The organism is Mesorhizobium sp. 128a (genome assembly GCF_053848025.1).
On the sequence record NZ_JBSPKY010000002.1, the window covers coordinates 233,712 to 256,174 of the forward strand.

Consider the following 22,463-nt stretch of genomic DNA (forward strand, 5'->3'; position numbering starts at 1 on the left):
CAATAGCCTTCGATTATTACAGTCGCATGACAGTTTCGTGTCAGCCCGGTAACGTCGGGTGGACGCCCCGAAAGCCGCAGCCGGCCGGCCTCTTCGCGAGAGCCGCAGTTTGCCGCTGGAATCATAAGCTTGCGGGATTTTGCGCCGGCATTTGTCCCGGCAGATCGCAGGCTGCGATGCCGAGAAAGAAAAACCGGACGGGAGCGCGTTGCCCGTGGCCAGAGCGTATCTTGGCCGAGCCATCGCCAAAAACAGGTCCGTTGGGGTAGATTTCGACGCTGTTTCTTTGTCGGCGGTCGCTTGCTCCCGCCCGTAACTGAATGAGCGGTTTCGTTGCCGCCATTTTCCCGACTGGGCGCAAGCTTTGATATGGTGCGATCGCACCATATCACTGAACGCCGCGGCGCCGCCGAATCCCGGCGCCGATATCAGCTAGCCGGCGTCTCGTTGGGCTTCGCTCGCGATGCCGACCCAGCGTTCTACCTTTTCGAGCAGCGCCTTCGGGCTGATCGGCTTGGGCAGATAGTCATCCATACCGGCTTCCAGGCAGCGTTCGCGATCGCCCTTCAAGGCATGCGCGGTGACGCCGACGATCGGGATATGCGTGCCGCTCTCCTCCTCCAGCCGGCGAATCGCCGCGGTGGCTTCGAGTCCGTTCATCTCCGGCATCGAGACGTCCATCAGGATCATGCGCGGATTGAGCCGGCCAAACGCGTCGAGCGCCTTGCGGCCATTGCCGACGATCTCGAAGCTATAGCCGGTTTCACCGAGGATCTGGGTGAACACCATCTGGTTCACCTCATTGTCCTCGGCAACGAGGATATCGAGCCCGCGTTCGTTGCCGCCCGCCCGGGCGCGGGCGCGCACGGGCGGCGGATGCAGCTGCGCCCGCTCGGATGCGGCCCGTGCCGGCGGCACCGACGCCGGCTGTACCATCGTTTCGCCGGAACCGCCGCTTGCCGCCTCCGGCGCCTGACTTGTCGTGTCGTGGCGATGGCGCTGGATGGTCGCGACCAGCGTCTCCAGCAGCACCGAGGACCGCGCCGGCTTGATCAGCTGCGCGTCGATGCCGAGGTCGCGGTAGCCGGTGTTGGCGAGCGACTGGTCGACCGAGGTCAGCATGATGATTGGCGTGTCGGCCAGCCCTGCGGTGTTGCGCACGATGCGCGCCATTTCGGCACCGCTCATCCCCGGCATCTGGTAGTCGAGCACCACGCAGTCGACCGGCACGCCATAGGCAGCCGCGGCGACCAGCACCTTCAGCCCTTCGGCGCCGCTTTCGGCGGCGCAGGAATCGAACGTCCACGACACCATCTGCTCGGTCAGGATCGAGCGGTTGACGGCATTGTCGTCGACGATCAGCACCCGCGCGCCGGTGACGTCCACCGGCATGATGCGCTGCCCCGTCTGCTGGCCGGCCCTGGGCAGCGTGACGGTGAACCAGAAGGTCGAGCCCTTGCCCTCGGCGCTCTCGACGCCGATCTCGCCGCCCATCAGTTCAACCAGCCGCGAGGTGATGGCAAGGCCGAGGCCGGTGCCTTCATGGCGCCTGGTCGACGAGGTATCGACCTGATTGAACTTTTCGAAGACGGCCTTCAGCTTGTCCTCCGGAATGCCGATGCCGGTATCGGTGACCGAGATGGTGAGCCTGGTTCCGGCCACGACCCTCTCGCCGGTGACATCGACCAGCACATGGCCTTCGTCGGTGAACTTCACCGCATTGCCGAGCAGATTGGTGACGATCTGCCTGAAGCGGCCGACATCGCCGATGAACAGGCTTTCCAGGCCCGGCTCGACGCGCACGATCAGTTCGAGATCCTTCTCCTTGGCGCGTGTCGAGACCAATGTCGCCACATCCTCGATCGCCTCGGGCAGGTTGAACGGCGCCGGGTCGAGCACGAGCTGGCCGGCATCGATCTTGGAGAAATCGAGGATGTCGTTGATGATGGTCAAAAGCGCGTTGCCCGACTTGACGATGATGTCGGTGAACGTCTTCTGCTTGGGGTCGAGGTCGGATTTGGCGAGCAGCTCGGCCATGCCCAGCACGCCGTTCATCGGCGTGCGGATCTCGTGGCTCATATTGGCCAGGAATTCCGACTTGGCGCGGTCTGCGAGCACGGCGCGCTGGCGTGCCTCGCGCAGTTCGGCCTCGCGCATCTTCAATTCGGTGATGTCGGTGGTCGATCCGATGAGATAGAGCGAACCGTCGGAGGCGATCATTGCGCCCTTGCGCGCAAACTGGTGGCGCACATTGCCGTCGGCAAGAGTCACCGTCTCCTCGATCTCCTGCGTCTCGCCGGTGCGCAGCACGGCCATATCGCCGGCGACGAAGGCCTCACCGTCCGCGCCGAAGATCTCGACGTCGGTCTTGCCGATCGCCTCCTCCTTGCTGAGGCCGGTCAGGTCGCACCAGCCCTTGTTGACGTAGAACTGGCGCAGGTCCGAGCGCTTGGCGTAGATCGACACCGGCACGTTGTCGATGAGATTGCGGAACACCTCGTTCTCGCGCATGCTTTCTTCCAGCGCCTGCTCGCGCGCCTTGACCTCGGTGATGTCGGTGCTGGAGCCGACCAGATGCACCGACCCGTCGAGCGCCACCAGGCGGCTCTTGCGCGTCATCAATTGCCGCACCGTGCCGTCGCGGTGGGTGATGGGCTCCTCGATCTCCTTGACGCTGCCGGTGACAACGACCTCGGTGTCGTCATGGCTATAGCTTTCGGCATCGTCGGCGCCGAACAGCTCGCGGTCGGTGCGGCCGATGGCATCTTCCTTGGCCAGACCGGTGATCGCGCACCAGGCCTTGTTGACGAATTCGATGCTGAGATCCTGCGCCTTGATGAAGGCCGCGACCGGCAATTCGTCCATGACGTGGCGGAACAGGTCGATCTGGCGCATCGAATCCTGCAGCGCCTTTTCGCGGCTCTTGATGTCGGAAATGTCGACGCGCACGCCGATGAAGGTGCCGTCCTCGGTGCGCATGTCGTAGACCTGGTACCAGCGGCCGTCCGGATTGCGCCGTTCGTAGGACGAGGCGCGCAAATGGTAGCGGGCCAGGATGCCGTCGAGCCAGCGATCGGCATCGGTATCGTAGAGTGCGTCGAGTTCGCTGTCGCCGCTGGTGCGGAAATAGCCCGCCGAATGGCCGAGCTCAAGCGCTTCGCGGAAGCTGCAGCCCGGCCTCCATACCGGTTCGAGCGCCGGCAGAGTGTCCTGCATCTTGCGGTTGGCGAAAACGAACTTGTCGTCGCGATCGTAGATAATGACGGCAGCCGGTAACGATTCCAGCACCGTAGCAAGCTGCTTGCGCGCATCCTCCGCTTCCGTCTCGCGGCGCTTCATGTCGGAAATGTCGAACAGGAAACCGGCGACATAGTTGCGGCCGCTGGGCATGCCGACGCGGGTCTTGCGCACGATGCGCGAGCGCCTGGCGCCCTCGACCTCGAAGTTTTCCTCCACCTCATAAGGTGTGCCGGTGACCAGCACGGCACGTTCGCTGTCCTCGAACAGCGCGGCGTCCTTCCCCGGCATGAAGTCGCCGCCAGGCCTGCCCAGCATCGCTTGCGGCGTCTGTCTAAACAGCGCGGAGAACGCCTCGTTGACGAAGACAAAGCGCAGATTGTCGTCCTTGACGAAGATCGGGTCTTCGACGGCGTTGATCACCGCTTCAGCCAGCCGCGATTTTTCCAGCGCCTCGGCAAGTTCGGCCTCGCGGTCTTTCATGTCGGTGACGTCGACATAGGAGATCAGCCGCTGGCCGCCGGCGAGCGGCGCCGTCGATGCAATGAGCGTGCGCCCGTCGTTGCGCGGCAATTGCCGGGAGCCTGCCACGCCGGCCATGATTTCGGCCTCGCGCTCTGCCATGTGGCGCTGCCATGTCGCGTCGTCGGTGCCGTAGGGGTCCATGTCGCGGCTGGCCTGCATCAGCTCGCGGAAGCCGCAGCCGATACCGGCGCGGTGCGGATCGATTTTCCAGAAATCATAGAAGGCGCGGTTGATCACCTCCGCGCGCATGTCCGAATCGAGGACAAGCACGCCGATCGGCATCTGGTCGACCATCGTGCGCAGATTGGCAAAGGTTTCGGCGGCCCTTGCGTTGGCGCTTTCGATTGCCGCATCGCGAAGCTTGAGCTCGGTGACGTCATAGTAGGTCAGGAGCCGCTTGCCGCCGGACAGCGCCGTCACCGCGAACATCATCGTGCGGCCGTTTGCGTGGGTGAACTCGCGCGGTGCAACCGAGCCGGCGCGGATCTCCTCGATGCGGGTGGCTAGGTAGTGCCGCCACTGCTGTTCATCGAGATCGCCATAGATGCCGTTGCGGCGGTTGAGCTCCATCAGGAGGCTGAACGGCGCGCCGATGGTGATGGCGCCGTCGGGAATCCTCGAGAGGTCGCGATAGGCCTTGTTGACGATGAGCGTGTCGAGCTTGGCGTCGAGCAGCACGACGCCCATTTGCATGGCATCCATCGTCCGCTCGAGGTCGGCAAGATGCTGCGTGCTCTCACCCGCCGCCGGCGGCACCTGCCGAAGGTCGTCCAATGCACCGGCCAGCGCCGTGACGTTGCGGCCAATGCCGCGGTAGCCGGTAAACTCGCCCTCGCCGTCGAAACGTGGGGAGCCGGTGATCGAAACCCAGCGGCAGTCGGGACGGCCGCCCTTCAATTCATAGACGAAGTCGCGAAACGGCCGATGCGCCTGCAAATCCTCCAGATGCGCGGCGGCGTGTCTGTTGCCATGCACCATCTGCTTGAGGAAATCGAAGCGGAAGCGGCCAAGAATGCTGGCAGGGTCGATGCCGGTGGCGGCCTGGTAATTCTCCGAAAGCCAGGAAAAGCGCAGTTCGGCGTCGGTCTCCCAGATCCAGTCGGCGTCGGCCTCGGCCAGTTCGCGCAGCGCTTCGGGAGCCCCGACGGACGTATCCTCGCCGTTCACAGCCCCTTTTCGGGAACCGCGTCCGCCGCGTGTTCCAACAGTCCCGTCAGCCATCCCGTTCCCACCCCGAAAGCCAAGGCCGAACCCCCTCGGTGGTTCGCCGGCGGAATGTGCCCGAGAAGCATTAATGATCCGCTAACCATAACGTATCCAGACTACGGCCAGAGCCACATTGCCCTGCGGTATTCCGCCGGTTGTCGGCGCAACCCCGGCCGGGCTATAAGTCGGCAGGGGGTGTTGTAGATGACTGGTTGGATCGTGCCTTGTTTCCTGTGCTTGGCGCTGCTTACGAGCAGCGGCTGCGCGCGCAGCTATGACGGCACGGTGGTGATCCCGAAGCCGCTGGATATCAGGCGGGTCTGGGATCCCGATCCGTCGCAGACCGAGGCCAGCAAGATGCAGGCGGCAGCAGGCGTGTTTCCGACGCCGCCGCAAGAGCCGTACCGGCCGGCGGCACGCCGAAAGACGACAATTGTTGCGCCGAGACGGCATGTCAGGTCCAGCCCGCCCAGCATGGCTTCCGAACCGGCCAACCCGCTCACCTGCAAGAATGTCAGCCAACCCGGCAAACGCTACAAGATGGTCTGCGAATAGCCTGACGCATGTCGACGAAGCCGGGCATCGACAATGGCCGGGGCGCCGTCATGATCAGTCCCGCCTTATCGGCCTTGCGGTTGAAACCTTTCTCCGCTGTCTCGCGTTGTGTCGGACAAAAGGAGACCGAAGATGTCTATTCACTTCACTGTCTCTGGCCTGACCAGGAACCTGTTCCACTCGCTGGGGCTGGACCATCAGTGGGCGCCGAGACCCCTCGACCCCGAGCACAGCCTGCTGCTGGAATGCTACCTTGCGGGCCAGATTCCCGAATCCGCTTGGGCCGACTACGTTTTCGAGACACCGGACCTGCAGCGGCATGTCGACATAAGGCGCCGGCACAACTGAGTGACGCTCACCTATTGCTTGGGCGAGGCGAACTGCATGGTGAAGACATTGCCAGCTACGCCTTGTGCAAGCTTGGGCGAGAAGCTCAGCGGCAGACATTTCTGCAAAGCAGTGGTTGCGGCGTCGACAAACGCTTTCTTGGCATTGGCGTCGCCGTCGACCTTGATCGCCGTCGGTCGCGGCGGGCCGATCAGCGTACCGTCGCGCTTGAAGCTGAAGCTCAAGGTGACGCTGGCATTTCCAGCATCGGTCGGTGGCGTCCAGCACGCCTGGATCGCATTGCCGACCTCCGTCATGGTGTCGAGCGGCGCGGCATTGGACGGGTACTCTCCGGCCAACACAACACCGGCAATCGCAAACAATGCCGCCACGCCTTTCAAGGCAAAGCTCCTCGTACCCCGGCCGCCAAGCATGATGGTAGGGTCGACGCCGGCAATGGCAATATGCCTGATGTCAGACTTTATGGCGGAGCGCCGGGACGCGTCTTGTGGCGCATCGGCGAAAAGCAAAAGGCCGGCATTGCGCCGACCTTTCCTTCCACTTCGGCGCCAGTACATCCGTGGTCGCGGGGTGGATTGCCCTCAATAGACAGGGCTTTGGTTAACGAATCCTTAGCTTTGCGCGCTGGCCTGTGATTTCACATAGGCGATATAGCCTCTGACATCGCCTGCTGGCTCGGCATAGGCCTTGCCGAGTTTCTTCTCGATCGCCGCGACATACTCCTTCGCCCATTTGGGCAGCGGGTAGTCGATGACGGCCAGGAATTCGAGCGTCGATGCCAGGCGGATGTCGGCGATCGACGGGTGCTTGCCGCCGATGAACGGCTTGCCGTCCCGGAAGAAGGAGTGAAACACCTCCAGCGGTTCGGCAATCGCTGCCATGGCTGCCTTCTGCGCCTCGGATTTCTTCTCCGGATGCGCGTCGCTGTGGCCGACCTCGCCGGCATATTGCGGGAAGCCGAGCGCCGGATAGGTTGCGCGCGCCACATAGGGGTAGAGCGTGCCGATGAGATAGAACATGGCGCTGTCGACCATCGCCCGCTTGGCCGGCGCCTTGGGATAGAATTTCTCCAGCCCGTGCTTGTTGGCGAGATACTGCATGATGGCGCAGCTTTCCCACAGCACGCCGCGCGGAAGACCCTTGTCCTCGATCATCGGCGTCAGATGCGCCGGATTGCGCGCCATATATTCGGGCGAGCGCGTATGACCCCAGGCATCGGTCTCGGCGGCGTCGAACCCGGCCGCGCGCGCAAACACACGGACCGTCATGTTGTTGACGCTCGGCTTCAGCATGCTGATCTTCAGCCCCGGCTTCTTCGCGGCCTTGGCCTTCGGCGCGGATTTTTTGGCGACCGGTTTTGCTGCTGCTTTCGCGGCTACCTTTGCGGTTGCTTTCGGCGCGGCCTTTGCAGATGCCTTTGCCGCTGGCTTAGCAGCCGCCTTGGCAGCCGGTTTCTTCGCGCTCTTCACTGTCTTTGCCATTGTGGTCCTCCCCTTTTGTTGGCCGTCAGTATGGATTCTTCGGCGTCCGGTCGTCCGACAAGGTCGCGCGCGACCACTCGACCAGTGTCTGGATCGCATCGGCGAGATGCACTTCGGCGATATTGTAGTCGCCGCGCGCGACGCGCAGCTTGTGCGCCTGCATCAACACGTCGGCATGGGTGAAGCCGGTCGGCGGTTCGAAGCGGTAGGACGCCAGCTCGATCAAAAGGCCGAGCGGATCCTCGAAATAGATCGAATCCATGAAGCCGCGATCCTTGACGCCGCTGTGCTTGATGGCGCGCTCGTCGAGCCGGGCGACCGCCTGCAGGAAGGTGACGCGCGACACGGCAAAGGCGATGTGGTGGACGCAGCCCGGCTCGGTCGGCGTGCGCCGCGCCACCGCCGTGCGGCTCTCGTCGGTGAAGATGGTAATCAGCCTTCCGTCGCCCGGATCGAAATAGAGGTGGCTTTCCTTGGGCTTGTCGAGATTGGGCTGCTCGAAGATGAACGGCATCCCGAGCACGCCCTCCCAGAAATCGATGGAGGTCTGGCGCCCGGCGCCGACCAGCGTGATGTGATGGACGCCCTGCGATTGCAGTTTCTGCATCGGTCTCCTCCTCGCCGGCCCCTCGCCATCCGGGCCGAGGTTAGATCCTGCCACGTAGCGCCATCGCCGAACGCCATGCGTGCGGCGGATGTGCATGCCTGGCGGCTTTTCCCAATCTGTTCCCCGGCGTTCTGCGCGCCGTAACGAGCCCTTTGCGAAGGGCTTCGCACAATGATGCTAGTGCAATTGGCAGCGACGCGCCAGAAGCGACGATGTCGACCGGCGCATGGTGGTGAAGATGAAAAAGAGCCAAGCCTTCAAGGCTGCAGGAAATTCCCTAGGCGACAGCTCTGAACTCGGCTTCCGCCAATGTGCCCAGGCCCGCGCATTCAGCGCATGCCATGGTCTGCCCCGGGCAGCCGGCCCGATGCGTCCCTTGCGGGCAGCAATGCCCTTTTGACGCGTGCCACCTGGAGCAATCGAAAATCTTCCCGCTGCCGTAGCAATGCGGGCATGTCATTTTCACCGAGGTCATTATCCACTCTACCCGACCCAAATCCGCGTTGCCGCAGATGCTACCCCCGCACCGCAAGTAACAGAGATTGCTCCGCTTTCAAGCGTCGCGGCCTGACTTAAATTGGGTGCATCGGGCAGACGGTCTTGCCGGGTTTTGCTGATGCCGCCGACCCTCGCGATCGAACGCAATCCGCACGACTGCTTGCCTGAAAATTGTCGAGGGGAGAAACGGCCGAGCCGTTGCTTGGTACGCCCAAGGGGAATCGAACCTGTTCCCGCCATGAGAGGGCATAACCTTGGCGGCACCTCTTCGCCATTGCCCGCCTTTGTTTTTTATCTGTTCCCAGTGCCATGGCGTCCGCGTTCGACCTGCGCTTCGGGCGACCATTTACGGCGGGGCTCATACCGATGGGTCGCGGTAGCTATGTGCCGGCAGGCTCAATTTCTCTGACCGATCTGCTACGCCGCTATGACGCTGCGCAGGACCACACGATGAGCCGGGAGGAAGTTATCGCCGGCTACGCCGCGTAACTTTTGAAGGACAATGGCCCGCTGCCTCATGGTGGCGGGCTTTTCATTCGGCGGTGGGGACTAGCGGGCAAAACGCCGTCGCTTTCGAGTGTCAGCAGATGTGGTAAGGTTGATTGTCGGCGAGTAGCAGAGGTCCAGCAACAATGACTTTGAGACGAACCAGAGCTTACGGCGCATCCGGCTTGGTTCTAGCGGTTTGCATTGTATTTGCTTGGCAGAACGCCGCTGCCGCTCAAAATTGCGACGCAGCCGCGACGCCTGGCGTCAATTGGCAGGACTGTGACAAAAAGCTTCTCATCCTAAAAGGACAGGACCTGAGCGGGGCGAACCTGATCGGTGTTGATTTCACTTCGACCGACCTCAGGAACAGCAATCTCCTTGCGGCAAATTTTGAGAAGGCAACGCTTGTGCGTGCTTCCCTGGCCGACTCGACCGCCAAAGGCGCCCGGTTCGACAAAATCGAGGCCTACAGGACCGACTTCAGCCATATGGACGCGCAGGGCGCTGTGTTTACGGGCGCAGAAGTGCAGCGCTCGAATTTCCAGGACGCCAATCTGACCAATGTTGATTTCACAAAGGCGGAATTGGGGCGAGCGCAGTTCCATGACGCCGATATCAGCGGCAGCCGCTTTTCGTTTGCCAATCTCGCGCGGGCGGACTTCCGAGGAGCGACGTTCACCGCGCCGATAGACTTTGGCGGCGCTTTTTTCTTTCTGACCCGTATCGAGGGCCTCGATCTTTCCAATTCGGCGGGTCTGTCCCAGTGGCAGCTCAACATGGCTTGCGGAGACGCCCGGACCGAGTTGCCTTCTGGCTTGACGAGGCCTGAAGATTGGCCCTGTAGCGAGCCATAGGCTCGGCGCCGAGTCCATTGACGGTGGCGGGCTCTTTTGTTTTCCCGTGCCACTCCAGCCGTTCTTCTATTGCCCGAATTGCCGAGCCGCCGGCCGCGATGACAAGCGCATCGGCCTGATACACCACACGCTGTCCGCGCCCTATTCCGAATGGCCGCGCGAGCGGGAAGAATGGCGCGAGAGCGTCGGGCGGGCGCGCGCATAGGCGAGCACCGCCACAGCGAAGCGCCAATGCGCGGGAGGCGCGTCGGCGGCGGTGCAGGATGGCGGGGGGCGGGGAACCACGTACTGGGTGGAGCTGCTGCACCACGCTGTCGAAACGGTCCACTTTCAAATACGACGAGAAGACGCAATAATCACATTGATCGGCCATGTGTAGATTGACCCTTGCTCTTGCCTTCGTGCTCACCTGTAGCCCCGTGTCCGCAGGAGAGCATTGGTTTGCTCATGACGGCGACACGCTATGGCATGACAAGAACCGAGTTCAGCTGCTCGGTATCGATGCCCCCGAACTTTCGCAGACGTGTTTCGATGCCGCTGACAAGATCTGGCCCTGCGGCAGGTATGCGCGCGACCACATTCGCCATCTCATTGCTATAGGGGATGTATCCTGCACCATCGAAGGCAAGGACCGCAATGACGACGATGTCGGTGTCTGCTTCGCGGGGAGCATCGATCTCGGGCGAGACTTGGTGAAACACGGATTGGCGGTCACTGACAAACAAGCGCCGCGATACCTTGCCGAAGAGCGCGAAGCCCGCGCTGCCAAACGTAACTTGTGGGCAGGGACCTTTATCGATCCCGGCGAATATAGACGGGGTGGACGCTGAGAGCTGCTATCGCCGCCGTGCGTTCACTCATGTCTTCGGAGCCTCACACGGGCACCACAGCCATTCTCGGGGATGAACTCGACGCCGGCCGCGCCGCCCGGAAATCTGCAATTCACGCATCACGCGGTGACGCCGGAGCTCGGAAGGCCGGTAGGGCCAGACCTTTATGATGTCAGCCGGCAGCGCCAAAATGTGCCCCCACGGGACTCATATTCGACCGTTATTTGACGGTTTTGGCTGAGCCGCGGCTAGATGATTGAAATCCTTGGTACGCCCAAGGGGAATCGAACCCCTGTTCCCGCCGTGAGAGGGCGGTGTCCTGACCGCTAGACGATGGGCGCGTTCAAGAACCGGCGATATAGGCTGACACTTCGGAAAAAGCAACTGGGCTTGGAGCACTTCGGTCGTGTCGCGAAATTGTTCCCCTCAAGCCTGGCGTTTCGGCTCGATCAGGTCCCAGAGATTGCCGCAGAGATCGGCGAAAACCGCCACTGTGCCGTAAGGCTCATGGCGCGGCGTCTCGCGAAAGTCGACGCCGTTTTCGAGCATCGCCGCATGGTCTCTGGCAAAATCATCGGTTTCGAGGAAGAAAGCCACGCGGCCGCCGGTCTGGTCGCCGATGCGGCTTTTCTGCATTTCGTCCGACGCTTCAGCCAGAAGCAGCCGCGGGCCCTGCCCGGCCGCCGGAGTCACCGTCACCCAGCGCTTGCCGTCACCTAGATCGATGTCGTCGCAGAGCGCAAAGCCAAGCTTGCCGACATACCAGGCAATCGCCTCGTCATAGTCGGCGACGACGAGCGTGACGGTGGCAATGCGGCGGCTTTCAACAAATCCGGTCATATCAGCGGCAAACTTGTTTGTCCGCGCGGCAAACTTGTTTGTCCGCGCGGCAAACTTGTTTGTCCGCACGGCGAACGTGTTTGCTGCATCAGCCGGCTCATTTGTTGCGGATGGCGAAGCGGCCGATGATGCGGCGTTCGGCGATGTCGTAGATGAAAATGGCGCGGCTGCCGTCGCTGAGTTCGGCGTCGATCGAGATGCGATTGCCCGACAGCGCCTGGCTGATCACCTTGGCTCCCACCGGCAGCACGATGTCGGCCGCGAGCGGCTCGCCGGGCGGTACTGGAATGTCGTTGTGGAGCGGCGGGTTCGTGGGCGGCGCTTTGCGCGATTTGTAGACAATGGCCGCGATCACCACCATAAGGGCGAGCAATAGCAGGCCGAGATTGATGGCCATGAAGCGGATGAGCCTGCCGCGCACCTTTTCGATCTCGGGGTCGAGCGGCTTTTCCTGATCTTCGTCGTCGGCGGGCCGGGCCATGGCAGAACATTCCGGAACGGTTTCGATGAGCGCTCATAACGAAGAGACCAGACAATTCATAGAGGCGGAGCCAACCGTGCTCGAAGCCGGCGCGGAAGCGGCCGGCCAGCGCCTCGACCAGTGGCTGGCGACCGCCCTTGGCCCCGATATGTCGCGCAGCCGGGTGCAGATGCTGATCCGGCAGGGCGCTGTCACGATCGACGGCAAGCCGGTCGATGAGACCAAACGCAAGATGGCAGCCGGCGAGCGCGTATCGGTCGTCATGCCCGAGCCGGAGCCGGCGGAGCCGCAAGGCGAGAACATCGCGCTCAACGTGCTCTATGAAGACGATGAGCTGATCGTCATCAACAAGCCGGCCGGCCTCGTCGTCCATCCAGGCGCCGGCAACTGGACCGGCACGCTGGTCAACGCCCTGATCCACCATTGCGGCGACAGTCTTTCCGGCATTGGCGGCGTCCGGCGCCCGGGCATCGTCCACCGCCTCGACAAGGAGACCAGCGGCGTCATGGTGGTAGCCAAGACCGACCGCGCCCATAAGGCGCTGTCGGAAGCCTTTGCTGACCACGGCCGCACCGGCGATCTCGAACGCGCCTATCTGGCGCTGGTCTGGGACATCCCGCCGCGGCCGACGGGAACGGTAGACGCGCCGCTCGGCCGCGCCGCCGACCGCGTGCGCCGCGCCGTGGTGCCGGAAGGCCGCGACGACGCCCGCCACGCCGTCACCCATTTCACCGTCAAGGAGCGTTTCGGCGAGGACCAGCAGGAGTTCGCCACCGCCAGCCTGGTCGAATGCCGGCTCGAGACCGGCCGCACCCACCAGATCCGCGTCCACATGGCCCATATCGGCCATCCCGTCATCGGCGACCCCGATTACGGCCAGGCCTTCCGCACCAAGGCCAACCGGCTGCCCGAACCGCTGAAAAGCCAGGTCAAGGCCTTTTCTCGCCAGGCTTTGCATGCCTGGCTCCTTGCATTTCGTCACCCGGCTACCCATCTATCGATGAGGTTCGAGGCGCCGATACCGGGGGACATGGAGGAACTCGTCGGCGGCTTTCGCAAGGTCTGAACCGGTCATCTAAAACCTGAGCGGCATTGTTCACTTTGGCGTGACACACTGTTTCGTGTTGAACAAATGCCTGTCTTTTCTGGTTTTGTTCCTGTATAAAACACCTGTCGCGGGCGAGCCTTTTGGTGCTCGCGTCACATGCCCGCCGCGTTTCGGGGGCATCACTCCAATAGAGAGGGGGCGCTATCATGGCCCAGTCACTACCCAGTATCGTTTCCGGCGAAGGCGGCCTCAGCCGCTACCTGGAAGAAATCCGTCGCTTTCCCATGCTTCAGCCGCAGGAAGAGTACATGCTCGCCAAGCGTTACGCCGAGCATGAAGACACGTCCGCCGCACACAAGCTCGTCACCAGCCACCTTCGGCTCGTCGCCAAGATCGCCATGGGCTATCGCGGCTACGGCCTGCCGATCGGCGAAGTGATCTCGGAAGGCAATGTCGGTCTGATGCAGGCCGTCAAGAAATTCGAACCCGAGCGTGGCTTCCGCCTCGCGACCTACGCCATGTGGTGGATCAAGGCCTCGATCCAGGAATACATCCTGCGCTCGTGGAGCCTGGTCAAGATGGGCACGACCGCCAACCAGAAGCGCCTGTTCTTCAACCTGCGCAAGGTGAAGGGCAAGATCCAGGCGCTCGACGATGGCGATTTGAAGCCCGATCAGATCACCGAGATCGCCACCCGGTTGAACGTCTCCGAAGCCGAAGTCGTGTCGATGAACCGCCGCCTGTCGGGCGACGCTTCGCTCAACGCGCCGATCCGCGCCAGCGAAGGTGAATCCGGCGAATGGCAGGACTGGCTGGTCGACGACCACGAAAGCCAGGAAGACATGCTGATCGAGCAGGACGAGCTGGAAAACCGGCGCGGCATGCTGTCGGGCGCGCTTGCCGTGCTCAACGATCGCGAGCGGCGCATCTTCGAGGCGCGTCGCCTCGCCGAAGAGCCGCTGACCCTGGAAGAGCTGTCGGCCGAGTTCGACATCAGCCGCGAGCGCGTGCGCCAGATCGAGGTGCGCGCCTTCGAGAAGGTGCAGGACGCGGTCAAGGCCGCCGCCAAGCGCCAGATGCAGGCCCTGCGCACGATCGAGGCGCAGCCCGCGGCCTAAGGCCAGGTTCGGTTACGAAACAACAGGCGGCGTCGGGAAACTGGCGCCGCTTTTTTGTTTGGCGAAGCCGGCGACAGAGCCCGTTTCTCCCCGTCACTCCACGGGGAGAAATGTCCGGCAGGACAATGAGGGGCGGCGCTGGCGTTGCGAGATTTTCAGAGCATCACAGCCGGGCGCGATTGTCGCGAACACTGGCGCTGCCCCTCATCCGGCTGCCGCCACCTTCTCCCCGTATAGTGACGGGGAGAAGGGAACGAAACTAATCTCAAAACCCATCCAGCGGAAACTTCAGGTAGCGCCTGCCATTGGCTTCCGGCTCCGGCAGTCGCCCGCCATTCATGTTGACCTGCAGCGCATGCAGGATGAGCCGCGGCATGGGCAGGGTCCGGTCGCGCGCTTCGCGCAAGGCGACGAACTCGGCCTCGCTGCGCGCCGCAACCAGGTGGATATTCTTCGCCCTCTGCTCCGCCACCGTACTTTCCCAACGCGGCTCGCGGCCGCCCTGCTGGTAGTCGTGGCCAACGAAGACGCGCGTGTCGTCCGGTAATGCCAGGATGCCCTGGATCGAGCGCCACAGCCGCGCAGCACTGCCGCCGGGAAAATCTGCCCTTGCCGTGCCGCTGTCGGGTATGAACAGCGTATCGTGGATGAAAGCGGCGTCACCTATGACATAGGTGATCGAAGCCAGCGTGTGGCCGGGCGAAAACAGCACCTTGACCGGAAGGCCGCCGATCCGAAAGGTATCGCCTTCGCCAAAAAGCCGGTCCCACTGCGAGCCGTCGGCGGGAAAATCCGGCCAGTTGTAGATCGCCTTCCACAGTTTCTGGACCTCGACCACCCTGTCGCCGATCGCCGTCGGCACGCCGGTCTTCTCATGAAGATGATGTGCCGCCGAGAAATGATCGGCATGCGGATGGGTATCGAGGATCCACTCGAGTTCCAGTCCGTTTGCCTGGATGAAGTCCAGCAAGGCATCGGCGCTTTTCGTCGCCGTCGCGCCGGACCTCTCGTCGAAATCGAGGATCGGGTCGATGATGGCGCAGCGCTTCGTCGCCGGATCGGCGACGACATACTGTATGGCTCCGGTCGGCTTGTCGTAAAAGCCGCTGACCAGCGGCTTGGCCAAAGCTGCGTCCAATTTCCGCCCCCCTGCCCCTTGCTCCGGCAGGAATGATTTTCTCTGCCGGAATGAACCAAGAGCATGGTCATCTGGCAAGGCACACTCGTCAAGCACGCCTTGCCAGAAACAGAACAAAAATCGAAAACCTAGGCGGACGGCTGCTTGGTCTTCCTGAGATAGGGCAGGATCGTGTCAAAAGCGCCGAAGCGCTTGATCGCATCCTCGTTGGAGACGGCGGCGGTGATGATCACGTCCTCGCCCTGCTTCCAGTTCGCCGGCGTCGCCACCTGGTGTTTGGCGGTGAGCTGCATGGAATCGACGGCGCGCAGGATCTCGTCGAAGTTGCGGCCGGTGGTCATCGGATAGGTCAGCACCAGCTTGATCTTCTTGTCCGGCCCGATGACATAGACCGAGCGCACGGTGGCGTTGTCGGCCGGCGTGCGGCCTTCCGACGTCTCGCCGGCGCCGGCCGGCAGCATGTCATAGAGCTTGGCTACCTTGAGGTCCTTGTCGCCGATCAGCGGGTAGTTCACCGTCTGGCCGGTCGCCGTCTTGATGTCGGCCTGCCATTTGTCGTGGCTCGCAACGGGATCGACGGAAATGCCGATGACCTTGACGTTGCGCTTTTTGAACTCGCCCTCGAGCCCGGCCATCGTGCCAAGCTCGGTCGTGCAGACCGGGGTAAAATTCTTCGGATGGCTGAACAGGATCGCCCAACCGTCGCCGATCCAGTCGTGGAAATTGATCGTCCCTTGCGTCGTCTCGGCGGTGAAGTCCGGCGCGATGTCGTTGATACGAAGGCTCATGGCACATTTCCCCTGCAACAGATTTGATAGGAGCGGCACCAAGGCGGCGCCAACACTCCGGCATTGCCACATCTTAACGCATAAATCCCGGCTGCGAGACAATAGGAAACTCTTGCCGGCGACGGAACGGGCACTTTCGTTCTACGGACCCGGCATCGGCCCCGACAAATCTTTCGTTTCTACGGGGAAAGGCTGCGCTCAGGCCTTGTTGACCGCGAGCGACGTGGCCAGGTCTTCCATGCGCTGGGCGAGCGCGCCGAGCGCGCTGGTCAACACCGTGTCGTTCTTGTCTGCCTTGGTCAACGCTTCGTCGCGCGTCTTGCGCAGCGTCTGCACCTCGGTCTCCATGCCCTTGACGCGCTTCTGCAGCTCCGAAAGCTCGTCCATCACCATGATGCCGGCCATCACCGTCAGCCGCTGGTCGCCGATCTCGCCAAACGAATCCTTCAGATGCGAGACATAACGATCGAAGCGTTCGGCCAGATCGATCAGATGCTCTTCCTGGCCTTCGTCGCAGGCCATGCGGTACTGCTTGCCGTCGATGGAAACCGTGACCTGTGCCATGGCCTGCAGCTCCTATCTGTCCAGCACCGCGCGGATGGTTTCCATGGCGGTCACCAGGCGGCGCGACACTTCCTTGTTGGCATCTTCCAGCCGTTCGGCGCGGGCTTCGGAATTGTCGAGTTCCTGCGCCAGCCGGGAACGGTCAGCGTTCATCCGCTGCACTTCGGCCTCGGCTTCGGAGTAGTCGCGCTCATGCTCAAGCTTGGCCGCGACGGCATTTTCCAGGCCCTCGATGGCCTTGCCCAGCCTGTGGATGACTTCCTTGAGTGTGGTTTCCCCGGTCATGGCCTTCGTCCTGCCCTGCCCATCACCGAATCGCTCGCGTTCAGAACGCGTTATCCCGGAAACATTAGGCACCGGGTGAAGGCAACGTCAACAAAGCTCTCGCGACTGTCCCCCGCTAACGCTAATGCAGGCCTCCCCCCGCCATCACAAGACCGGCAAATGTGAAGCCGATTTGTTGACTAAAAGCCCGCGCCTGCTATGTGTCGCGCACCCTTTCCAGGGCTCTGCCAAGCCCGCAAATCCCCACCCCGGAGGTACCATGACGTCGCGTGAACAACATGACCGGATGGCCAATGCGATCCGTTTTCTCGCCATGGACGCTGTCGAAAAGGCCCAGTCCGGCCACCCCGGCCTGCCCATGGGCTGCGCCGACATCGCCACCGTGCTGTTCACGAAGTTCCTGAAATACGATCCGAAGAACCCCCATTGGCCCGACCGCGACCGTTTCATCCTGTCGGCCGGCCACGGCTCGATGCTGCTCTACTCGCTGCTGCACCTGACCGGCTACGAGGACATGACGATCGACCAGATCAAGCATTTCCGCCAGCTCGGTTCCAAGACCGCGGGCCATCCAGAATACGGCCATGCCACCGGCATCGAGACGACGACCGGCCCGCTCGGCCAGGGTCTTGCCAATTCAGTCGGCTTCGCGCTCGGCGAGCGCATCATGAACGCCGCCTTCGGCAACGACCTCGTCGACCACTACACCTATGTACTGGCCGGCGACGGCTGCCTGATGGAAGGCGTGTCGCAGGAAGCCATCGCGCTGGCTGGCCACCTCAAACTGAACAAGCTGATCGTCTTCTGGGACAACAACAACATCTCGATCGACGGCCCGGTCTCGCTCGCCGACAACACCGACCAGGTCGCCCGCTTCCAGGCCTCCGGCTGGAACGCCAGCCACATTGACGGCACCGATCCCGAAGCCATCGCCTACGCCATCGAGGCGGCGCGCCATTCCGACAAGCCGACGATGATTGCCTGCAAGACGACCATCGGCTTCGGCGCACCGACCAAGGCCGGCACCAACAAGGCGCACGGCTCGCCGCTCGGCGCCGACGAGATCGCCGGCGCGCGCAAGTTCTTCAACTGGGACTCGCCGCCTTTCGAGATTCCGGCCGACATCCTCGACGCCTGGCGCACCGCGGGCAAGGCCGGCGCCAAGCCGCGCACCGACTGGGAAGGCCGCCTGGCCAAGGCCGACGCCAAGCTCAAGGCAGAGTTCGAGCGCCGCCTCGCCGGCAAGCTGCCCTCCAACTTCGATGCCGTCATCGCCGACTACAAGAAGAAGCTGTCGGCCGACAAGCCGAAGGTCGCCACCCGCAAGTCCTCGGAAATGGCGCTGGAAATCATCAACGGCGCCGTGCCCGAGACCATCGGCGGCTCGGCCGACCTGACCGGCTCCAACAACACCAAGACCAGCCAGACCAAGAACATCACGCCCGACGATTACGGCCAGCGTTATGTCCACTACGGCATCCGCGAGCATGGCATGGCCGCCGCGCTCAACGGCCTGACGCTGCATGGCGGCCTGATCGCCTATGGCGGCACCTTCATGTGCTTCTCCGACTATGCCCGCCCGTCGATGCGCCTGGCTTCGCTGATGGGCATCCGCTCGATCTTCGTCATGACCCATGATTCCATTGGTCTGGGCGAAGACGGCCCGACCCACCAGCCGGTCGAGCATCTGGCGGCCCTGCGCGCCATCCCGAACCACAATGTCTTCCGTCCGGCCGACGCGGTGGAAACCGCGGAATGCTGGCAGATCGCCATTGAGACGGAAAAGACGCCGTCGACCCTGGCGCTGACCCGCCAGAACCTGCCGACGGTGCGCACCGAATTCTCGGCCAAGAACCTGAGCAGCCAGGGCGCCTATGAACTGGCCGCGGCCAGCGGCGAGGCGGCGGTGACGATCTTCGCCACCGGCTCCGAGGTCGAGATCGCGCTCGGCGCCCGTGACCTGCTTGAAAAGCACGGCCACCCGACCCGCGTCGTGTCGGTGCCTTGCTTCGAGCTGTTCGACCAGCAGAGCGACGCCTATCGCAAGAAGACCATCGGCAGCGCGCCGATCAAGATGGCGATCGAAGCCGGCATCCGCCAGGGCTGGGATCACCTGATCGGCTCCGACGGCATCTTCATCGGCATGCACGGCTTCGGCGCCTCCGGCACCATCGAACAGCTCTACCCGCATTTCGGCATCACCGCCGATGCTGCGGCCAAGGCGGCGGAAGCCCGCCTGCATAGCAAGTAGTGTCAGGGTCAGTCCCGCGAACCGCTTAAGGCGATTTTGCGGGACTGGACCAACCTAATCGATTTAAATTCGGCCTTCTGCGGCTGGATTCTTGTGCCATCCGCCGCTATGAAGCTGCGGACCCATCTGCCGCCTTCCAGCTCCCAGGGAGAGTAAAATGACCGTCAGAGTTGCCATCAACGGATTTGGCCGCATCGGCCGCAACATCCTGCGCGCCATCCACGAATCCGGCCGCAAGGATATCGACGTCGTCGCCGTCAACGATCTCGGCCCGGTCGAGACCAACGCGCATCTGCTGCGCTATGACAGCGTGCACGGCCGCTTCCCGCATGAAGTCTCGGTGTCCGGCGACCAGATCACGGTCGGCAAGGAGACTTTCAAGGTCACCGCGATCAAGGACCCGACGCAGTTGCCGTGGAAGGAACTGGGCGTCGACATCGCGCTCGAATGCACCGGCATTTTCACCGCCCGCGATAAGGCCGCCGCGCACCTGACCGCCGGCGCCAAGCGCGTGCTGGTCTCGGCGCCTGCCGAAGGCGCCGACCTCACCGTCGTCTACGGCATCAACCACGACAAGTTGAACAAGGACCACATCGTCATCTCGAATGCGTCCTGCACCACCAACTGCCTTGCGCCGCTGGCTGCCGTGCTGCACGAGACCGTCGGCATCGAAAAGGGCATGATGACGACGATCCACTCTTACACGGGCGACCAGCCGACGCTGGACACCATGCATAAGGATCTCTACCGCGCCCGCGCCGCAGCACTCTCGCAGATCCCGACCTCGACCGGCGCCGCCAAGGCGATCGGCCTCGTCCTGCCCGATCTCAAGGGCAAGCTCGACGGCATCTCGATCCGCGTGCCGACGCCGAATGTCTCGGTCGTCGACTTCAAGTTCATCGCCAAGCGCGCCACCACCGTGCAGGAGATCAACGAAGCGGTGATCGCCGCCTCCAACGGCAAGCTCAAGGGCATTCTCGGCGTCACCCATCACCCGAATGTCTCGATCGACTTCAACCACGATCCGCGCTCCTCGATCATGGCGCTCGACCAGACCAAGGTCATGGACGGCAACTTCGTTTCGGTGCTGTCCTGGTACGACAATGAGTGGGGCTTCTCGAACCGCATGGGCGACACCGCGGTCGCCTTCGGCAAGACCATCGCCTGATTGCAGGCTCTAGTCTCTTAGCTTCAAACGCCCGGCCTTTGTCCGGGCGTTTTTCGTCAGAGCGCCCGGCAAGGCCCACCGAGCCGCCAAATGCCGGAAAATCAGCGGCATAGGGCAAAAAGCCACCCTTGCGCCTTGCGCTGGCCATGCCTTCGCCCCACTCTCCCGTAAATCGGAAGAAGAGGAATTCGAGGGGGAAGATCACGGATGGAGCATGCGATCTATCTCGTCACGCTGGTCGGCACAGCGCTTGTTGTCGCCGCAGCGTTCTCGAGCCTGATCGCCTTCCGCTTCGGCGCTCCGCTGCTCCTCCTGTTCCTCTGCATCGGCCTCGCCGCCGGCGCCGACGGTCTCGGCATCGAATTCGACAATGCGCGCCTGGCTTATTTTGCCGGCTCATTGGCGCTGGCGGTCATCCTGTTCGATTCCGGTTTCGGCACACCGCTCAATGCATTGCGCCAGGCGGCCGGGCCGGCGCTGTCGCTGGCGACCTTCGGCGTGCTTTTGACCACCGGCCTGTTCGGCGCTGCCGCCTACTATCTGCTCGACCTCAGCTGGCTGGAATCCTTTCTGCTTGGTGCTGCCGTCGCCTCGACCGACGCGGCCGCGGTGTTCTTCCTGCTGCGCGCCGGCGAGATCAATCTGCGCGAGCGCGTGCGTGCGACACTCGAAGTCGAATCCGGCACCAACGACCCGATCGCCATCTTCCTGACCATCACGCTGGTCGAGATCATCGCGGCCCACGCCAATCCCGAGACCCATATGCTGGTCACCGACCTGATCCTCGGCTTCCTGCTCAATATGGGCCTCGGCGCCATTGTCGGCGTGCTTGGCGGCCTCGGCATAGTGCGCCTCGTCGACCGGCTCAATCTCGACCACGGCCTGCTGCCGATCTTCGTGCTGACCTTGTCCCTGATGGTGTTCGCTGCCGCCGGCGCCATCGGCGGGTCGGGTTTTCTGGCGGTCTATCTCGCCGGTCTGATTGCCGGCAACTCCGACATCCGCGCCGTCACAATCCTGAAGCGCTTCCAGGACGGCATGTCGTGGCTGGCGCAGATCATCATGTTCCTGATCTTGGGGCTGTTCGCGACGCCCTCGCAATTCCCGGCGATCCTGGTGCCGGCAGTGCTGCTCGGCCTGTTCCTGATGTTTGTCGCACGGCCGGTCGCCGTCTGGCTCTGCCTGATCCCGTTCCGTCTGCCGCGCCCCGAGGTCGCGTTCGTGTCCTGGGTCGGGCTGCGCGGCGCTGTGTCGATCCTGCTTGCGATCACGCCGCTGCTCGGCGGACTGGAGAACGGCCGCGTCATCTTCAACACCGCCTTCATCATCGTGCTGGTGTCTCTGGTCGTTCAGGGTTGGACGGTCGGGCCGCTGGCGCGCCGGCTCGGCCTGATCGTGCCGGCGAGGCTCGGGCCGCTCGACAAGGTCGAGCTCGAACTGCCGGGCTCGGCCCATCACGAGTTGCTCGCCTACCGTGTCGCACCCGGCAGCCCGGTGGCGCGCGGCGAGCGCATTCCGCGCTGGGCACGGCCCTCGCTGGTGCTGCGCGACGGCCGCTCGATGCGCTTCCAGGACATGGGCCGGCTCGCCGCCGGCGACCAGGTCTACATCTTCGTCCCCGACCGCTATCCGCGCCTGCTCGACAAGCTGTTCGCCAGCCGTGCGGTGGTCGACCCCGAGGATGCCGATTTCTTCGGCGCCTTCGCCGTCGATCCTGCCCGTTCGGCCGAGGAGCTGGAGGCCGCCTATGGGCCGGGCCTGAGCGAAGCCGAGCGCAGGCTGACTGTCGGCGCCCTGGTCACGGCGCGTCTCGGCGGCCATGCCGAATATGCCGACCGTGTGCTGATCGGCCCGATCGAGCTGATCGTCCGCGACGTCGACGACAAGGGCAAGATTACGGGCCTCGGCCTGTCCTTCGAGCCGACCGCCCCGGTGGCACGGGTGCCGGTCTTCCTCAGCGCCGGCGAGATCGGCGACCGTGTCGTTGCCTTCATCCGCAACTGGCGCAGGCCGACGGAGACGCATGTCGCGGAGGCTCCGGCTGAGGAGAAGCCGTCCTCGGAGCCTGCCGCGGAAAAGGCAACGACCGAGAGCTGACCACGATCCGTCTGGCCGCCAACCAAAGCAAGTTCGTCGCCAGCATCACCGCTAC

19 protein-coding genes and 1 tRNA gene are annotated in these 22,463 nt (G+C 63.2%); 9 read left to right on the forward strand and 11 right to left on the reverse strand.

Features of this window, described 5'->3' with window-relative positions; genetic code table 11:
- Positions 1–432: 432 nt before the first annotated feature.
- Positions 433–4,983 (reverse strand): PAS domain-containing protein, encoded by a 4,551-nt coding sequence (locus ACWTU9_RS04785; RefSeq protein WP_455857312.1) that lies wholly within the window; start codon positions 4,981–4,983, stop codon positions 433–435.
- Positions 4,984–5,172: 189 nt separating this feature from the next.
- Between ACWTU9_RS04785 and ACWTU9_RS04790 the strand changes: the two genes are divergently transcribed.
- Positions 5,173–5,523, forward strand: a complete 351-nt coding sequence (locus ACWTU9_RS04790) for a hypothetical protein (RefSeq protein ID WP_455857313.1) — start codon at positions 5,173–5,175, stop codon at positions 5,521–5,523.
- Between the two features lie 132 nt (positions 5,524–5,655).
- Complete coding sequence (locus ACWTU9_RS04795; RefSeq protein ID WP_454573117.1) at positions 5,656–5,871, forward strand: hypothetical protein; 216 nt, start codon at positions 5,656–5,658, stop codon at positions 5,869–5,871.
- 11 nt (positions 5,872–5,882) lie between these two features.
- On the opposite strand, the gene ACWTU9_RS04800 is transcribed toward ACWTU9_RS04795, so the two are convergent.
- The 3 genes from ACWTU9_RS04800 to ACWTU9_RS04810 form a co-directional block, all read right to left on the reverse strand.
- The gene (locus ACWTU9_RS04800; protein WP_455857314.1) at positions 5,883–6,251 is read right to left on the reverse strand and encodes a hypothetical protein; all 369 of its coding nucleotides are present in this window, start codon (positions 6,249–6,251) and stop codon (positions 5,883–5,885) included.
- A gap of 231 nt (positions 6,252–6,482) precedes the next feature.
- Complete coding sequence (locus ACWTU9_RS04805) at positions 6,483–7,352, reverse strand: glutathione S-transferase family protein (protein WP_455857315.1); 870 nt, start codon at positions 7,350–7,352, stop codon at positions 6,483–6,485.
- Positions 7,353–7,377: 25 nt separating this feature from the next.
- Complete coding sequence (locus ACWTU9_RS04810; RefSeq protein WP_454573114.1) at positions 7,378–7,959, reverse strand: VOC family protein; 582 nt, start codon at positions 7,957–7,959, stop codon at positions 7,378–7,380.
- 1,130 nt (positions 7,960–9,089) lie between these two features.
- On the opposite strand from ACWTU9_RS04810, the gene ACWTU9_RS04815 reads away from it, so the two are divergent.
- A complete protein-coding gene (locus tag ACWTU9_RS04815) occupies positions 9,090–9,800 on the forward strand; it encodes a pentapeptide repeat-containing protein (RefSeq protein ID WP_455857316.1) in 711 nt (236 codons plus the stop codon).
- A 380-nt stretch (positions 9,801–10,180) separates the two neighbouring features.
- Positions 10,181–10,630: a thermonuclease family protein gene (locus tag ACWTU9_RS04820; RefSeq protein ID WP_455857317.1), complete on the forward strand. Its 450-nt coding sequence runs from the start codon at positions 10,181–10,183 to the stop codon at positions 10,628–10,630.
- 266 nt (positions 10,631–10,896) lie between these two features.
- Here the strand turns inward: ACWTU9_RS04820 and ACWTU9_RS04825 are convergent.
- The 3 genes from ACWTU9_RS04825 to ACWTU9_RS04835 all read right to left on the reverse strand — a co-directional run bounded on the left by ACWTU9_RS04825 (position 10,897) and on the right by ACWTU9_RS04835 (position 11,951).
- Positions 10,897–10,971 (reverse strand) — tRNA-Glu (locus ACWTU9_RS04825).
- Positions 10,972–11,056: 85 nt separating this feature from the next.
- Positions 11,057–11,470 carry a VOC family protein gene (locus tag ACWTU9_RS04830; protein ID WP_455857318.1) on the reverse strand — a complete coding sequence of 138 codons (414 nt, stop codon included), beginning with the start codon at positions 11,468–11,470 and terminating at the stop codon, positions 11,057–11,059.
- A gap of 97 nt (positions 11,471–11,567) precedes the next feature.
- Complete coding sequence (locus ACWTU9_RS04835) at positions 11,568–11,951, reverse strand: fimbrial protein (RefSeq protein WP_455857319.1); 384 nt, start codon at positions 11,949–11,951, stop codon at positions 11,568–11,570.
- Positions 11,952–11,976: 25 nt separating this feature from the next.
- Between ACWTU9_RS04835 and ACWTU9_RS04840 the strand changes: the two genes are divergently transcribed.
- Both ACWTU9_RS04840 and rpoH read left to right on the forward strand, forming a co-directional pair.
- On the forward strand, positions 11,977–13,017 hold the full coding sequence (locus ACWTU9_RS04840; RefSeq protein WP_454586312.1) for an RluA family pseudouridine synthase: 1,041 nt from the start codon (positions 11,977–11,979) through the stop codon (positions 13,015–13,017).
- Between the two features lie 188 nt (positions 13,018–13,205).
- Positions 13,206–14,117 carry an RNA polymerase sigma factor RpoH gene (rpoH, locus tag ACWTU9_RS04845; protein WP_142869964.1) on the forward strand — a complete coding sequence of 304 codons (912 nt, stop codon included), beginning with the start codon at positions 13,206–13,208 and terminating at the stop codon, positions 14,115–14,117.
- A 265-nt stretch (positions 14,118–14,382) separates the two neighbouring features.
- Here rpoH and ACWTU9_RS04850 read toward each other — a convergent pair whose 3' ends face one another.
- The 4 genes from ACWTU9_RS04850 to ACWTU9_RS04865 all read right to left on the reverse strand — a co-directional run bounded on the left by ACWTU9_RS04850 (position 14,383) and on the right by ACWTU9_RS04865 (position 16,892).
- Positions 14,383–15,255, reverse strand: a complete 873-nt coding sequence (locus ACWTU9_RS04850; protein ID WP_455857320.1) for an MBL fold metallo-hydrolase — start codon at positions 15,253–15,255, stop codon at positions 14,383–14,385.
- Between the two features lie 128 nt (positions 15,256–15,383).
- Positions 15,384–16,043: a peroxiredoxin gene (locus ACWTU9_RS04855; protein WP_112559528.1), complete on the reverse strand. Its 660-nt coding sequence runs from the start codon at positions 16,041–16,043 to the stop codon at positions 15,384–15,386.
- Between the two features lie 198 nt (positions 16,044–16,241).
- Positions 16,242–16,607 carry a cell division protein ZapA gene (locus ACWTU9_RS04860; protein WP_023670127.1) on the reverse strand — a complete coding sequence of 122 codons (366 nt, stop codon included), beginning with the start codon at positions 16,605–16,607 and terminating at the stop codon, positions 16,242–16,244.
- A 12-nt stretch (positions 16,608–16,619) separates the two neighbouring features.
- Positions 16,620–16,892 carry a DUF4164 domain-containing protein gene (locus ACWTU9_RS04865; RefSeq protein ID WP_023670128.1) on the reverse strand — a complete coding sequence of 91 codons (273 nt, stop codon included), beginning with the start codon at positions 16,890–16,892 and terminating at the stop codon, positions 16,620–16,622.
- Positions 16,893–17,151: 259 nt separating this feature from the next.
- Between ACWTU9_RS04865 and tkt the strand changes: the two genes are divergently transcribed.
- From tkt to ACWTU9_RS04880, 3 genes are all read left to right on the forward strand, one after another.
- Positions 17,152–19,143 carry a transketolase gene (gene tkt, locus ACWTU9_RS04870; protein WP_455857321.1) on the forward strand — a complete coding sequence of 664 codons (1,992 nt, stop codon included), beginning with the start codon at positions 17,152–17,154 and terminating at the stop codon, positions 19,141–19,143.
- A 157-nt stretch (positions 19,144–19,300) separates the two neighbouring features.
- Entirely contained in the window at positions 19,301–20,311 is a 1,011-nt protein-coding gene (gap, locus tag ACWTU9_RS04875) for a type I glyceraldehyde-3-phosphate dehydrogenase (protein ID WP_454573105.1), read from the forward strand.
- A 207-nt stretch (positions 20,312–20,518) separates the two neighbouring features.
- Positions 20,519–22,408: a potassium/proton antiporter gene (locus ACWTU9_RS04880; RefSeq protein ID WP_455857322.1), complete on the forward strand. Its 1,890-nt coding sequence runs from the start codon at positions 20,519–20,521 to the stop codon at positions 22,406–22,408.
- The last annotated feature ends 55 nt before the right edge of the window (positions 22,409–22,463 follow it).